Annotated in this window: 13 protein-coding genes; 4 read left to right on the forward strand and 9 right to left on the reverse strand. The window is 69.2% G+C overall.

The window, feature by feature from the left end:
• Positions 1–420, reverse strand: a 420-nt coding sequence (locus ACFPZL_RS04795; RefSeq protein WP_382334790.1) for a thiamine-phosphate kinase, incomplete at its 3' end; no start/stop codon positions are given.
• A 41-nt stretch (positions 421–461) separates the two neighbouring features.
• Between ACFPZL_RS04795 and ACFPZL_RS04800 the strand changes: the two genes are divergently transcribed.
• Positions 462–953, forward strand: a complete 492-nt coding sequence (locus ACFPZL_RS04800) for a DUF3515 family protein (RefSeq protein ID WP_236022089.1) — start codon at positions 462–464, stop codon at positions 951–953.
• Here ACFPZL_RS04800 and ACFPZL_RS04805 read toward each other — a convergent pair.
• The 7 genes from ACFPZL_RS04805 to leuC all read right to left on the reverse strand — a co-directional run bounded on the left by ACFPZL_RS04805 (position 928) and on the right by leuC (position 9,819).
• On the reverse strand, positions 928–3,138 hold the full coding sequence (locus tag ACFPZL_RS04805) for an acyltransferase family protein (RefSeq protein ID WP_218115917.1): 2,211 nt from the start codon (positions 3,136–3,138) through the stop codon (positions 928–930). The genes ACFPZL_RS04800 and ACFPZL_RS04805 overlap by 26 nt on opposite strands.
• Positions 3,139–3,253: 115 nt before the next feature.
• On the reverse strand, positions 3,254–4,369 hold the full coding sequence (locus ACFPZL_RS04810) for a D-alanine--D-alanine ligase family protein (RefSeq protein WP_218115918.1): 1,116 nt from the start codon (positions 4,367–4,369) through the stop codon (positions 3,254–3,256).
• On the reverse strand, positions 4,366–5,502 hold the full coding sequence (locus ACFPZL_RS04815) for an NAD(P)H-dependent glycerol-3-phosphate dehydrogenase (protein WP_218115919.1): 1,137 nt from the start codon (positions 5,500–5,502) through the stop codon (positions 4,366–4,368). The genes ACFPZL_RS04810 and ACFPZL_RS04815 overlap by 4 nt, the downstream gene beginning before the upstream one ends.
• A complete protein-coding gene (locus ACFPZL_RS04820; RefSeq protein WP_218115920.1) occupies positions 5,499–6,272 on the reverse strand; it encodes a lysophospholipid acyltransferase family protein in 774 nt (257 codons plus the stop codon). Before ACFPZL_RS04820 ends, ACFPZL_RS04815 begins: the two co-directional genes overlap by 4 nt.
• Before the next feature lie 9 nt (positions 6,273–6,281).
• On the reverse strand, positions 6,282–7,610 hold the full coding sequence (murA, locus tag ACFPZL_RS04825) for a UDP-N-acetylglucosamine 1-carboxyvinyltransferase (protein WP_218115949.1): 1,329 nt from the start codon (positions 7,608–7,610) through the stop codon (positions 6,282–6,284).
• An 86-nt stretch (positions 7,611–7,696) separates the two neighbouring features.
• Positions 7,697–8,299, reverse strand: a complete 603-nt coding sequence (gene leuD, locus ACFPZL_RS04830) for a 3-isopropylmalate dehydratase small subunit (RefSeq protein WP_218115921.1) — start codon at positions 8,297–8,299, stop codon at positions 7,697–7,699.
• 2 nt (positions 8,300–8,301) lie between these two features.
• A complete protein-coding gene (leuC, locus tag ACFPZL_RS04835; RefSeq protein WP_236022090.1) occupies positions 8,302–9,819 on the reverse strand; it encodes a 3-isopropylmalate dehydratase large subunit in 1,518 nt (505 codons plus the stop codon).
• Between the two features lie 368 nt (positions 9,820–10,187).
• Between leuC and ACFPZL_RS04840 the strand changes: the two genes are divergently transcribed.
• Entirely contained in the window at positions 10,188–11,390 is a 1,203-nt protein-coding gene (locus ACFPZL_RS04840) for a CAP domain-containing protein (RefSeq protein ID WP_218115922.1), read from the forward strand.
• A gap of 85 nt (positions 11,391–11,475) precedes the next feature.
• Here ACFPZL_RS04840 and ACFPZL_RS04845 read toward each other — a convergent pair whose 3' ends face one another.
• Positions 11,476–12,516 carry a TerC family protein gene (locus tag ACFPZL_RS04845; protein WP_218115923.1) on the reverse strand — a complete coding sequence of 347 codons (1,041 nt, stop codon included), beginning with the start codon at positions 12,514–12,516 and terminating at the stop codon, positions 11,476–11,478.
• A 366-nt stretch (positions 12,517–12,882) separates the two neighbouring features.
• On the opposite strand from ACFPZL_RS04845, the gene ACFPZL_RS04850 reads away from it, so the two are divergent.
• Positions 12,883–13,650: a TIGR00645 family protein gene (locus ACFPZL_RS04850; protein WP_218115924.1), complete on the forward strand. Its 768-nt coding sequence runs from the start codon at positions 12,883–12,885 to the stop codon at positions 13,648–13,650.
• A 9-nt stretch (positions 13,651–13,659) separates the two neighbouring features.
• A partial coding sequence (locus ACFPZL_RS04855) for a YibE/F family protein (RefSeq protein WP_382334793.1) occupies positions 13,660–15,040 on the forward strand: 1,381 nt, incomplete at its 3' end.

Raw genomic sequence — 15,040 nt, forward strand, 5'->3', positions numbered from 1 at the left:
ATCTCCCCTACCGCACTCTAGCCTGCCCGTACCCACTGCAGGCCCGGAGTTGAGCTCCGGGATTTCACTGCAGGCCGCGTCGAGCCCCTCTGCGATCACCTCGAGCAGCGAGACGGGAGTATCGGCCGGGCAGGCGACGGCCGCCGTCAGCGCGGTGGGCCGCGCCCCCATCGCCGCCACGTCCGAGAGATTCGTCGCCGCGAGCTTCCACCCCAGCTCGAATCCGCTGTGCCAGGCGAGCCGGAAGTCGGGGCCTTCGATCATCATGTCGCTCGTGACGACCGCCTCACCCGCGAAGGCGAGCACGGCGCAGTCGTCTCCGGGCCCGAGACGGGTCGCCTCGGCCGGGCGCAGCCGCGCCAGGATCCGGCGCAGCACCTCCGACTCGCCCAGTGCTCCGACCGTCTCTTCGCTCCGCATCCTCCCAAGGTATCGGGCGGCGGCCCCGGTAGCATCGAGGTATGCCGCGCCCCGCTCCGATCGCCTCCGTGCTCTCCTCCCTGCTCGCCGCCCCGGCCCTCGTGCTCGGCCTCGCCGGATGCGCGGGCGAGGTGCCGATGACCCCGGCCGAGAACGCGAACGATCCGGCCTGCGCCGACGTGATCGTGCGTCTGCCGCAGACGCTCGCGGGGCTCGAGAAGCGCACGACGAACGCGCAGTCGACCGGCGCCTGGGGCGATCCCGTCGGCGTCCAGCTGATCTGCGGCGAGACGCCGAGCGGCCCGACGACGGACGACTGCGTGAGCGTCAACGACGTCGACTGGATCATCGACCGTTCGCAGGCGCCCCTGTACCGCTTCGAGGCCTACGGCCGCACGCCCGGCCTGGCGGTGTACGTGGATGCGGAGCGCGCCAGCGGCACGGACGCGGTGGCGAGCCTGGGCTCCATCGCGAAGGTGCTGCCGCAGGAGCGCGCCTGCACCAGCCTCATCGACACGCTCGACCTCGACTGATCTCTCGGCGGCCATCGAAGAGGATCTCGGCTCCCGCCTCGGTGCCCCGGAGCTTCGCCTCGAGCGGCTCGGCGAGGGTCTCGGCGTAGGTGGCGGTCAGGTGATGCGAATCCCGCCAGACGAACACGTTGCCGATGACCACCGCGCAGGAGTGCGGGTCCGGACACACCCAGTTGTTCATGTCGATCAGCTCGACATCGGCGTCGGCCGCCGCCTCGAGCTCCGGGAACACGCGTTCGTCGAGCGCCTCGCCCCGCGGCGTGGCGCAGACCGTCAGACGGTCCGGGTAGGCCGACGCGCACTCGGGTGCGTCCGAAGCCATCATCGGGGTGTCCTTGATCACGAGGACCGGGATGCCCGCCTCGTCCATCTGCTCCCAGCGCTCGCCCAGGCCTTCGGCGAGCAGCCTGACCCGATGCTCGTCCTGCGCCACCTCCCCGCTGTCCATCACGGCACGGGTGGTCGCGCCGGCGGTGATGATCAGGTCGGGATCGAGCGTGTCGATCTCGTCGATGAGCGCCCGGTTCCAGCTGTCGCATTCCTCGTAGGCCACCCCGTCGCGCGCCTGGGGGACGTCGGCGAACGAGCAGGCCGCCTTGGTATGGGTCACGAGCCGCCAATCGTGCTCCTCGGCGAGTTCGATCATGGTGGGGATCCAGTTGATCGTGTGGGAGTCCCCGACGAGCATGACGGTGTCGTCGCTCTCCTCGTCTCCGAACACGCAGCCGTTCGGCTCGGTGTGCTCGTGACGCAGGCTGCAGCCGTTCCGGTAGACGACCGAGTAGTCCTCTCGAGCGTCGATCGCGGCGGGGAGGAAGCCATCCGCGACCACGTCCACCGGTCGGCCCGCGTCGGAGAAGCTCGCTATCGAGTCGTCGGAGAAGTCGTCGGTCAGCGCCTCCGCACCGAGCTTACGATCCCCCAGCTCGACGACGGGGGCCGTCGCCTTCGGCGCTACCCCGACCGTCGCCGCCGCGGCCACCGTCGCGGCCACGAGCAGGCCGCCGGCCCGCAGCGAGGCCGCCACCGAGCGTTTCACCCGGTTCCAGTCCCGAAAGGGGATCTCGATGTAGCGATAGCTCAGCCAGGCCGGAAGCACGGAGAGCAGCACGATCGCCAGCCCCCATCGGGCTCGCAGCTCGCCGCCGAGCAGGTAGGTGCCGAAGACGACCAGTGGCCAGTGCCAGAGGTAGAGCGAGTACGAGATGTCCCCGATCCAGCGCATGGGGCCGAGGCTGAGCAGCCGGCCGACGCCTCGCCCGGCTCGACCGCCCATGCCGCCCGCGATCACCGCCGCGGTGGAGAGCGTCGGCAGCAGCGCGGCAGCGCCGGGGAACGCCGGTGCCGTCGAGTCGTACCAGAGCGAGGCGGCGACGATGCCCGCGAGTCCCGCCCAGCCCAGCAGGCGGCCGAACCAGTCCGGGATCCGTTCCACGAAGTGCGCGAATACGGCCAGTGCCGCCCCGATCGCCAGTTCCCAGAGCCGCGTCGTCGTCACGAAGTAGGCGGGTGCCGGCGCGTCGGCCGTGTAGCGGATCGACCAGAGCAGCGAGGGGACGAGGATCAGCAGGGCGCCGGCTCCTGCAGCGACCGAGAGCTGCGACCGTGAGACCGCCGACGCCGGGGCGTGACGTCCGCCTCGTCGGCGGAGCAGAGCGAGCAGTGCGACGAGCAGCAGCGGCCAGACGATGTAGAACTGCTCCTCTACGGAGAGCGTCCAGAAGTGCCGGATGGGGCTCGCCGCGAGGTCCGCGTTCAAATAGTCGGTCGTGCCCGCGAAGATCCAGTTGACGATGTAGAGCGCGGCACCGCCGGCTTCGATGCCGATCTGCTGCCAGCGTATCCGCGGCAGGATGAGCACGGTCAGGAGCAGCGTGGCGACCAGTACCACGGTCGCCGCCGGCAGGATCCGGCGGATCCTGCGCGCGTAGAAGTCCATGAGGCGCACTCGCCCGGTGCGCAGTGCCTCGCGAAGGAGGAGTCCGGTGATGAGGTAGCCGGAGATGACGAAGAAGACGTCGACGCCGACGAAGCCGCCGGGCATGAACGGGAAGTTCGCGTGATAGAGCAGGACGACGCCGACGGCGACGGCGCGGAGGCCTTGGATGTCCGGGCGGAAGCCCGCGACCGGCGCCGGTACGGGAGCCCTCGTCGGTCGCACGGCAGCAGCTGCGGACGCGTGCATGTTCCGACGCTAGCCGCCCGAGATGAGAGGTGCGTGAGATCCGGATGAGAACTGGCCGAGCCTCGCCGGCGCACCGGAGTCGACGAGGCTCGGTGAAACCGGATGCAGGTGGGCGTCAGGCCCCGAGCGCCAGCTCGATCAGCTCGGTGATCAGCTCGGTGTAACCGAGCCCGGACTCCTCCCAGAGCCGCGGATACATCGATATGGGCGTGAAGCCGGGCAGGGTGTTGATCTCGTTGAGCACCGGCCCGTCGGCGGTGAGGAAGAAGTCGATGCGCGCGAGGCCGGCGCACTGCGCCACCTCGAACGCGGTGACGGCGGCGTCGCGGATCGCGGCGAACTCGGCCGCCGCCACCTGCGCCGGCAGTTCGAGCCTCACGCCCGCGGCCCCGAGGTACTTGGCCTCGAAGTCGTAGAAGTCGCGGCCGTCGAAGACGATCTCGCCGATCACGGAGCTCGTACGCGGTGTGCCGCCGTCACGGCTCTGCAGCACGGCGATCTCGACCTCGCGCCCCGCGATGCCGGACTCGACGAGCACCAGGCTGTCCTCGGCGAAGGCGACATCGAGTGCGGCCGGCAGCTCGTCCGCCGAAGCGACGCGGCTCACGCCCACACTCGATCCCGCCCGATTCGGCTTCACGAAGAGCGGATACTCGAGGCCGTCGTCGAGGCGCGAGACGAGCGCGGGATCGCGCTCCATCTCCGAACGGGTCACGGTGCGCCAGGGAGCGACCGGGATCCCGGCGGCATCGAGCACGACCTTCAGTGCGTGCTTGTCCATGCAGAGGGCCGAGGAGAGCACGCCGCAGCCGACGTACGGCAGGTCGACGAGGTCGAGCATGCCCTGCACCGTTCCGTCCTCGCCGTAGGGGCCGTGCAGGGTGGGCAGCACGACGTCGACGCGCCCCAGTGAGCGCAATCGACCGTCGGATTCGATCACCGTGAGGGCGCGCGTCTCCGTCGAGGCCGGCCACAGCACGCGCGTACCGTTCTCGGGCACCTCTGGCAGTCCCTCGGCATCGAGACGGTAGCCCTGCAGCTCCGCCTCGTCGAGCAGCACGGTGGCGCCCGTCTTCGTGATGCCGACCGGGATCACGTCGAACCGGTCGCGGTCGATCGCGCGAAGCACGCCGGCCGCGGTGACGCAGCTGATCCCGTGCTCGCTCGACCTGCCGCCGAACAGCAGCACGACGGTTCGCTTCGTCACGGCGCCCACCGGCTCCCCGCTCATGCGGCGTTCCCCTTCGTCCGTCCGAACAGCCGGGCCCAGAGACCGGGCCGGGAGCCGAAGCTCATCTCGGGCCGCGGCACGTCGTCCTCGGTGGCGAGGTGCGGCGCGAGATTCTTCGGCGCCATGGTGCCTTCGAGGACCATCTGCACCTGCTGCACGATCGGCATGGGCACCCCGCGTTCCTTGGCGAGCTCCAGCACCGGCGCCACCGAGGTGATGCCCTCGGCGGTCTGCTGCATCTGCTCCTTCGTCTCCTCGAGCGAGAAGCCCTGGCCGATCAGCCGCCCGGCCGTGTTGTTGCGCGAGAGCGGGGACTGGCAGGTGGCGATCAGGTCGCCGAGGCCGGCGAGGCCGGCGAGCGTGGTCGGATCGGCGCCCTGGGGAACGGCGAACTCGGTCATCTCGGCGAGGCCGCGCGTGATGATCGCGGCCTTGGTGTTCTCGCCGTAGCCCACACCGTCGACGATGCCGATGGCGAGGGCGATGAGGTTCTTCAGCACGCCGCCGAGCTCGGTGCCGATCACGTCGGTGTTCACGTAGCTGCGGAAGTAGGGAGCCGCGCACGCGGTCGCGATATCCTGAGCCGCTTCGAGGGAGGCGCAGGAGGCGACGGCGCCGGTCGGCTGCTCACGGGCGATCTCGAGCGCGATGTTGGGGCCGGAGAGCACGCCGATGCGCTCGGGTTCGAGGTCGAGGGTGTCGGCGATGACCTCGCTCATCCGCATGAGCGTGCCGCGCTCGACGCCCTTGACGAGGCTGACGAGCACCGCCCCGGGCTCGAGGTAGGGCTCGAGCTCACCGAGGTTCGCACGCAGCGACTGGCTGGGCACGGCGAGGAAGACGAGCGAGGCTCCGGCGAGCGCCCGCTCCAGCTCGCTCGTCGCCTGCAACGACTTCGGCAGGTTGATGCCGGGAAGGTACTGGGTGTTGCGCTTGGCGACCTGGATCTCCTGCGCCACTTCGGGGCGGCGCGCCCACACGGTCACGTCGCATCCTGCGTCGGCGAGCACCTTTGCGAAGGTGGTGCCCCAGCTGCCTGCCCCGATGACCGCGACCTTGCGGCCGCGATTGCGCTTGGGGCTCGCCGGGCCGGATCCGGCGGCGCCCGCAGGCGCTCCCGCGGCGGCGCTCAAAAGCGCCCCGTCTCGGTCTGGTCGTGGTCGGCAGGATCCCACAGCTCCGTCGGCGGCTGCTCCCCGCGGAGCCCCGCGAGCAGCGCGGTGATCTCGCCCATGAGCAGCGCGGTGGCCTCGTTGATCGCCTTGGGCTCCGTCTCCCGGCCGGCGAACCGGCTGAGGTCGATCGGTTCGCCGACGGCGACGTGGATCGTCTTGCGCGGGATCGGATGGATGCCCTTGCCGTAGCGCGGCATCAGCTCCTGGGTACCCCAGTGCGCCATCGGGATCAGCGGGATGCCCGAGGCGAGCGCGAGCCGCACGGCGCCGCTCTTGCCCCGCATGGGCCAGAGCTCGGGATCGCGGGTCAGCGTGCCCTCCGGGTAGACGATCACGCCGGCTTCGCGCCTGATCAGCTCACCGGCCGCGCCCAGCGGATTGCCGTCGCCGCCTCGGCGCACGACGCCCTGCCGCTCGACCGGGATCTGGCCCGAGCCGCGCAGCAGCCAGCCCAGGACCGGGATCTTGAACAGGCTGGCCTTCGCCATGAACCGGGGCAGGCGCCCCAGATGCCAGACGGCCGCGCCCATCGCGATCGGGTCGATCTCGCTGTAGTGGTTCGGCGAGAGGATGAAGGGGCCGGTCTGCGGCAGCTTCGAGTCGCGCGTGAAGCGGTACCGCACCATGCACGACCAGAGCGGCAGGATCAGAACGGCGAGCAGCCAGAAGAAGCTCGGCCGTCGCTTCTCATGCGACGGCCGGGCACGGAGCTTCACGGTCTCGGGCATAGTCCAACGCTACCCCTCGAACACGAAGTCGGCGCCCAGCAGGCGCAGCTTCTCGATGAAGTTCTCGTAGCCGCGCGAGATGATGCCGAGATTGGTCACCTTGGTCTGCCCGCTGGCCGTGAGCGCCGCGATGAGGTGGCTGAATCCGCCGCGCAGATCGGGCACCTCGATGTCGGATCCGGTGAGCGGCGTGGGGCCGGTGATCACGGCGGCCTGCTCGAACTCGCGGCGCTTCACCCGTCGGGCCTCGTCGGCCAGGCCGTCCTTGTAGACGACGATGTTCGCGCCCATCTCGTTGAGCGCGTCGGTGAAGCCGAAACGGTTCTCGTAGACGGTCTCGTGGATGGTCGAGACCCCCTCCGCCTGGGTGAGCGCGACAACGAGCGGCTGCTGCCAGTCGGTCATGAAGCCGGGGTGCACGTCGGTCTCGATCGTCACCGGCTTGAGCGCGCCGCCCGGGTGCCAGAAGCGGATGCCGTCGTCGTGCACGTCGAAATCGCCGCCGACCTTGCGGAACACGTTCAGGAAGGTCATCATCTCTTCCTGCTGCGCACCGCCGACGAACACGTCGCCCTTCGTCGCGAGCGCCGCGGCGGCCCAGCTGGCGGCCTCGTTGCGGTCGAAGATCGCCGCGTGGTCGTAACCGCGCAGCTCTTTCACGCCCTCGATGAAGATGACGCGGTTCGGCTCGACCGTGATGATCGCGCCCATCTTCTGCAGGATGCAGATGAGATCGATGATCTCGGGCTCGATGGCGGCGTTGCGCAGCTCGGTCTGCCCCTCGGCCAGCACCGAGGTGAGCAGCACCTGCTCGGTCGCGCCGACCGAGGGGTAGGGCAGCTCGATGTTCGCGCCGGTGAGGCCGTTCGGCGCGCTCAGGCTGATTCCGCTCGGCAGCTTCTCGACGATGGCGCCGAACTTGCGCAGCGCGTCGAGGTGGAAGTCGATGGGGCGGTCGCCGATGCGGCAGCCGCCGAGGTCGGGGATGAACGCCTCGCCCAGCCGGTGCAGCAGCGGGCCGCAGAAGAGGATCGGGATGCGCGAGGAGCCCGCGTGCGCATCGATGTCGGCGTGGTGGGCGCGCTCGACGTTCGACGGGTCGAGGCGCCACTCCCCCGGATCCTCGCCGCGCGTGATGAGCACGCCGTGGAGGGCCAGCAGGCCCGCCACGACGCGCACGTCCGAGATGTTCGGCACGTTGCGGAGCACGCTCGGCGTCTGTCCGAGAAGCGCCGCGACCATCGCCTTGGTGGCGAGGTTCTTCGCCCCCCGCACCTCGATGCGGCCGGTCAGCGGGCGACCGCCGTTGATGATGATCTCATCGGATGTCAGACCCACACGAGCGCCGGCCTTGCGCGCATCCTGCTTGAGTCCCTCGGCATGGTCCTGCGCGGCGATCTCGGTGTTGGTCACGCGTCTACTCCTCAGGCGCTCTTCACGGGCAGCGTCGTCGGCATCCAGGCCGGCCGGCGCGCCTCGAATTCGGTGATGTCCTGCTCGTTGCGCAGGGTGAGGGAGATGTCGTCGAGGCCCTCGAGCAGACGCCAACGGGTGTAGTCGTCGATCTGGAACGGCACGACGAGTTCGCCCGCGGTCACGGTGCGATCCTCGAGGCTCACCGTCAGCTGCGCGCCGGGGTTCGCGTCGAGCACCTCCCAGATCCGCTCGACGTCGGCCTCTTCGACCTGCGCCGCGAGCAGCCCCTGCTTGCCGGAGTTGCCGCGGAAGATGTCGGCGAAACGCGCCGAGATGACGACCTTGAAACCGTAGTCCCGCAGCGCCCACACCGCGTGCTCGCGCGAGGATCCCGTGCCGAAATCGGGGCCGGCGACGAGGATCTCGGCACCCGCGTAGACGGGCTGGTTGAGGACGAATCCGGGATCCTGCCGCCAGTGGTGGAACAGCGCGTCCTCGAAACCGGTCTTGGTGACGCGTTTCAGGAAGACGGCGGGAATGATCTGGTCGGTGTCGACGTTCGAGCGCTTCAGCGGAGCGGCGATTCCGGTCAGGGTGGTGAACTTCTCCATGATTACGCGGCCTCCCCCGTCTCGGCGCCGATCCCGGCCGAACGCGATGCGTCCGCCACCTCGGGGATCCGCTCGTGCGTGATGCCCTTCGCCGCGTCCTCCTGCAGATCCCACGGGCTCGACAGCGTACCGCGGATCGCGGTGGCGGCGGCGACCAGCGGCGACACCAGGTGCGTGCGGCCGCCCTTGCCCTGCCGACCCTCGAAATTTCGGTTCGAGGTCGCGGCGCAGCGCTCGCCCGGGGCGAGCTGGTCCGGGTTCATGCCGAGACACATCGAGCAGCCGGCGAAACGCCATTCGCCGCCGAACTCCTCGACGATCTTGTCGATCCCGGCCTTCTCGGCTTCCAGGCGCACGCGCGCGGATCCGGGCACGACCATCAGGCGCACGCCCTCGGCCTTCTGCTTGCCCTTGATGATGTCGGCGAACGCGCGCAGGTCGTCGAAGCGCGCATTGGTGCAGGATCCCATGAAGACCGCGTCGACCGGGATCTCCTTCATCGGGACGCCGGCCTCGAGATCCATGTATTCGAGCGCGCGCTCGGCCGCGGCGCGCTCGTTCGGATCGGAGATCTCCGCCGGATTCGGCACCCGGTCGCTCAGCAGCACTCCCTGGCCGGGGTTCGTGCCCCAGGTCACGAACGGCTCCAGCTCGCTCGCGTCGAGGAAGACCTCCCGGTCGAAGGTCGCGCCCTCGTCGGTCGGCAGCGTCTTCCAGTACTCGACGGCCGCGTCCCAGTCGGCGCCCTGCGGCGCGTGGGGGCGATCCTTCACGTAGGCGAAGGTGGTCTCGTCGGGGGCGACCATGCCGGCGCGCGCGCCGGCCTCGATCGACATGTTGCAGATGGTCATACGGCCATCCATGGAGAGGTTGCGGATCGCCGAGCCGCGGTACTCGAGCACGTAGCCCTGGCCGCCGCCCGTACCGATTTTCGCGATGACCGCGAGGATGATGTCCTTCGCGGTGACGCCGGGGCGCAGTTCGCCCTCGACGTTGATCGCCATGGTCTTGAACGGCTTCAGCGGCAGCGTCTGCGTCGCCATCACGTGCTCGACCTCGCTGGTGCCGATGCCGAACGCCAGTGCGCCGAACGCGCCGTGGGTCGAGGTGTGGCTGTCGCCGCAGACCACGGTGATGCCGGGCATGGTCAAGCCGAGCTGCGGGCCGACGACGTGGACGATGCCCTGCTCCTTGTCGCCGAGCGGGTGCGCGCGAACGCCGAATTCGGCCACGTTGGCGCGCAACGTCTCGATCTGGACCCGGCTCGTCGGATCCTCGATCTCCCGCGTGATGTTGATCGTGGGCGTGTTGTGATCCTCGGTGGCGACCATCAGATCGACCCGGCGCAGCGGGCGATCCGCCATGCGCAGGCCATCGAACGCCTGCGGGCTGGTGACCTCGTGGATGAGGTGCAGATCGATGTAGATGAGATCGGGGTTGCCGTTCTCGCCCTTGACGACGACGTGGTCGTCCCACAGCTTCTCCGCCAGTGTGCGGGGTTTCCTGGTCTGTTCAGTCATAACCTAATGCTTCTCTATTCCGTGACTTCCGGTGCGCGGAACGCGCGCGTGCTTCGGCCAGGCCTGAACTCCGCGACGGGAGGGCCGAAAAGCTACACCCCGTCGCGGCAAGGAAGAAGCAGCTGCCGCATATGCATGGGGCGAGTCTACCAGGCGCGGCCGCGGGCGATCGCCGTCCCGCTCACAGCGAACGCTCGGGTCCACGGCCGAGACATCTGCGGTGCCGGGATCCGGAAATCCGGAAGTAAATTATGGACCTTCGGGTATCGCGCGACGCGGTGCGCGCCGGGTACGGTCGAACCAGCGCTCCGCACGGGGTGCGGGGAGACGCTCCTCCGGGAGCGGGTTGCACAGGGGACCGCAAGCCGATGGTGAGACTGGACGCGACGCGACGCATGCGCCTCCTCGGTGCGGCCTGCGCGGCGACGCTCGGAGCCGGAACGCTGTTCGCGGTGCCCGCCATGGCGGCGGAACCCGTCGTTCTTCCGGCGGCCGCGGTGCCGGCGGCAATGCCGGCCGCGGCGCCGAGTTCGACGCTGAGTTCGACGCCGAGCGGGATGCCGAGCGGGATGACGAGCGCGGCATCGAGCATTGCGCCGGCGCCGTTGGCGGCGGCCCAGTCGGCGCCGTCGGATCTGGCGAAGATGCGCACCCAGATCCTCGACCGCACCAATGCCCTGCGCAAGGCAGCGGGCGTCCCCGCGCTCAAGATGAACACCGACATCAACACCGTCGCCCAGACCTGGTCCCGCGCGCAGGCGAGCAAGAAGAAGATGTCGCACAACCCGAGCTACTCCAAGCAGATCCCCTCGGGCTGGCGGACCGCCGGCGAGAACGTCGCCTACGGCTACGCCTCTGCGAAGGCGGTCGTGACGGCGTGGAAGAACTCCGACGGCCACTACGCGAACATGGTCCGCAGCACCTTCACCCACGTCGGGATCGGTATCGCCCTCGATTCCAAGGGCCGCCTCTACTACACGCAGACCTTCGCCGGGTACTCCGGCGGCAAGTCCGGCGATTTCGCCGGCGGTTCGTCGCGCACGGCCCTCGATCCGACGCTCAGCGGTTCGGCCAGGGCCGGGAAGACGCTCACCGCGAAGCCCGGGAAGTGGAAGCCGGGAACCGTCACCTACCGCTACCAGTGGATGCGCAACTTCAAGACGAAGATCTCTGGTGCGACGAAGGCGACGTACAAGCCGACCGCGAAGGATGCGGGCAAGCGGATTTCGGTGCGGGTGACCGGTCGGTTCGAAGACGGCACGACGGCGGTGCGCGCGTCCGACACGCGCAAGGTGCCGCTGATCGCCTACGCGAAGGCCCCGAGGCCGAAGGTCTCGGGTACCGCGAAGGTCGGCCGGACGCTCACCGCGAAGGCGAGCGGCTGGAGCCCGAAGCCGAGCAAGATCCGCTACCAGTGGTATCGGAACGGGAAGGCTATCTCGGGGGCGACGAAGACGAAGTACCGTCTCAAGTCCGCCGACGCGGGCAAGAAGATCACCGTACGGGTCGCGCCGACCAGGACCGGCTACGCGAAGACCACCCGCTCGACCACGGTCAAGGTGAAGAGCTGACCGTGCGCACCCTGCGGCGCTGACGCCGACCGCCCGACCGAGCCCGGCGCCGGGCTCGGATGCGCCTCCCCGGCGCCCGCCCGCCTCAATCCTCTCCGCGAGCCTCCTCATGGGCGCCCTCGTGGGCGCCGAGGTGCAGCCGCTCGCCGTGCGCACGTGCCACGCGACGCATCTTCACGACGCTCGCGATCGTGGCGACGGCCATCGCGGTCACGATGAACCCGAGCGAGAACCAGATGCTGATATCGGGCACCCACTCGACGTGCCTGCCGCCGTTGATGAACGGCAGCTCGTTCTCGTGCAGGGCGTGGAAGATCAGCTTCACGCCGATGAAGCCGAGGATCGCGGCGATCCCGTACTTCAGGTACTCGAGGCGATCGAGCAGTCCGCCGAGCAGGAAGTAGAGCTGCCGCAGGCCCATGAGCGCGAACACGTTCGCGGTGAACACGATGAAGGGGCTGCGCGTGATGCCGAAGATCGCGGGGATCGAATCGAGCGCGAAGAGCAGATCGGTGGTGCCCAGCGAGATGAGCACGAGCATGAACGGCGTCCACATCCGCTTGCCGTCGACCGTCGTGCGCAGCCGGCCTCCGTCGTAGTGGTCCGTGATCGGCAGGACCTTCTTGGCCTGTCGCACGATCCAGCTGTCACCGGCGTGCTCCTCCTCGCCGGGCTTGACCTGCTGCCAGGCCGTCCAGATGAGCCAGGCGCCGAAGATGAAGAAGATCCAGATGAACCGTTCGATGAGCGCCGCGCCGGCGAGGATGAAGAGCCCGCGGAACACGAGCGCGAGCACGATGCCGATCATGAGCGCGCGCTGCTGGTAGGCGTGCGGCACCTTGAAGCTCGAGAGGATCAGGACGAACACGAAGAGGTTGTCGATCGAGAGGCTGTACTCGGTGAGCCATCCGGCGAGGAACTCGGTGCCGTGCTGCACGTCGCCGAGCAGGAAGATGGATCCGGCGAAGATCAGCGCGAGCAGCACGTAGAAGCCCACCCAGAGGCTGGCCTCCCGCATGGAGGGGACGTGCGGTCGTTTGATGATGAGGAGCAGATCGACGATCAGGATCGCCACGAGCAGGATCATCGATCCGATCTCGAACCAGAGCGGGAGTACCGGTGTCATGCAGTCGCCTTCGGTCGGGCGCGGGGTGCGCGGAGGTCCGAAAGTCTCTTCCCGGCGCCCCGGCCCTCTCGCATGGACCGGCTCGCCGCGCCCGTACCGGCCTCGCGTCGGAGCAAGGCGTATTGACGATACGGGCGAAACGGAATACTCCCCTTCGCGGCCACCATCCTACCCCGCGATCCGCCGCTCGACCCACAGCCCCGCGCTCGGATCCCCCGAATCGACGCTCGCCCCGACGCCGAACCGGCGACCCGGAGGACTCGAACGGGGGCGAGCATCGGATGGGCGCCCGCCGCCGCGGATTCCCAGCAGCGATGCCCCCGCCCCCCGCTAGCATTTATCCAGACCAGACGCGAAAGGACGCCCGTGATCGACCGTTCAGCACCGCCGATCGAGCGCAGCGACGCGAAGGGACCCGGCCCCGCCTCGCGCACGCTCGCCGGCTTCATCTTCGCGAGCCGCTGGCTGCAAGCCCCCCTCTACCTCGGCCTCATCATCGCGCAGGCCGTCTACGTGGTGCTCTTCTTCGTCGAGCTCTGGCACCTCATCGAGACCGCCATCATCTCGGGCCACATCTCCGAGACAGACGTGATGCTCAGCGTTCTCGCCCTCATCGACATCGTCATGATCGCGAACCTCCTGATCATGGTGATCATCGGCGGCTACGAGACCTTCGTGTCGAAGATCCGCGTCACCGGCCACCACGACGAGCCCGACTGGCTCTCGCACGTCAACGCGAACCTGCTCAAGGTCAAGCTCGCGATCTCGATCATCTCGATCTCGTCGATCCACCTGCTCAAGACCTTCATCGAGGTCGGCCGCATGGACGGCGGCATCGTCACCGACGCCTCCGGCACAGTGATCTACTCCTCGGACGGCGTGATGTGGGAGGTGCTGATCCACCTCGCCTTCATCGTGTCGGCGCTCGCGCTCGCCTGGATCGACCGCATGAGCAAGGATCCGCACGAGAAGCACGACACGGCGACCCGGCCCGCAACCGTCGCGCCCGCTGCAACCGCCGCAGCAGCGCCGGCCGCGGCGTACGCACCCGCCGAGACGGGCACCGGCGAGTACGTGACCGTGAGGATCCCCGCGGGCGCCCCGCTCCCGGACGGTGCCGAGGTCGTCCGCTAGATTCGAGCCATGCTCTCGAGCGACGACCTCCCGCACTCGCACGCCCACGCGCACCTCTCCAGTCGCGCGGTCCCGACCTCACGGCTCACCCGGCTCATCACCATCCTCCTGCTCGCAGCCGTCGCGGGTGCCACTGCGATCGGGCTCGTCGTGCTCTGGCCCGACTACGCGAAGGTCGGCGAGGTGGCCGAGCTGACCCAGTACTCCGCGCAGGGGGTCGACCTCGAGCAGGGCGAGGTCCTGAGCATCGACGACGACTGCACCCGGTTCGACGATCCGATGGCGGTGCCGGGAGCCGAGGATGCAGCCGACGAGGATGAAGCGGGCGGGACGGCTTCCGAGGCTGACGCCGCGGGTGCGGCGACGCTCGGCGCGTGCCTGAGCGCGAGCATCGGAGTGCGGAGCGGACCGGACGCGGGCCGGATGATCGAGGTGCCGGTGCGCGGCCCGCTCGCGAACGCCGGGCTGCGACCGGGCGACCGGGTCGAGCTCATCGCCACCCCGGATGCGAGCGGAGCGGGATCCGCGAGCGCCGGCTACGACATCGCGAACGTGTACAATGTCTCCGGGGTCTTCCGGAATCTCCCCCTCGCACTGCTCACCCTGCTCTTCGCCGCCGTCGTGATCGCGGTGGGCCGGATCCGCGGCCTGCTCGCGCTCATCGCACTCGGTATCAGCGTCGGCGTCCTGCTGGCGTTCGTCCTGCCGGCGCTCGTCGCGGGCGGGCCCGGGCTGCTGATCGGCATCGTCGGCTCGAGCGCGATCATGTTCGTCATCCTCTACCTCGTGCACGGGCCGAACATGCGCACCACCGCAGCGCTCATCGGGACGCTCTGCGGCATCCTGATCATGGCCGGCATCTCTCTGCTCTCGGTACAGGTGACTCGGCTCAGCGGGATCGGCGACGAGGCCTCCGGGATCCTCTCGTCGCTCACCTCGCCCATCGACTTCCGAGGACTCCTCACCTGCTCGATCATCATCGCCGGGCTCGGCGTGCTGAACGACGTCACCATCACGCAGGCATCCGCCGTCTGGGAGCTCCGCTCCGCGGCGCCATCGATGTCGCGCGGCGAGATCTACGCGCGGGCGATGCGGATCGGCCGGGACCACATCGCCTCGACCGTCTACACGGTCTTCTTCGCCTACGTGGGCGCCGCGCTGAGCGTGCTGATCCTGCTCTACCTCTACGACCGTCCGGTGCTCTCGCTCCTCACGCAGGAGGACATCGCGACCGAGATCGTGCGGACCCTCTGCGGCAGCATCGGGCTCGTGCTGGCCGTGCCGATCACCACCTGGGTGGCCGCGCTCTTCGCCGCCCCCGCGGACGAGCGGCCGGGCGGTGCCGGCACTGCACCGACCGCCGCCGCTTCACCGACCACTGCGCCGACCG

The organism is Leucobacter soli (assembly GCF_042659205.1).
GTDB classification, from domain to species: Bacteria; Actinomycetota; Actinomycetes; order Actinomycetales; family Microbacteriaceae; genus Leucobacter; species Leucobacter soli.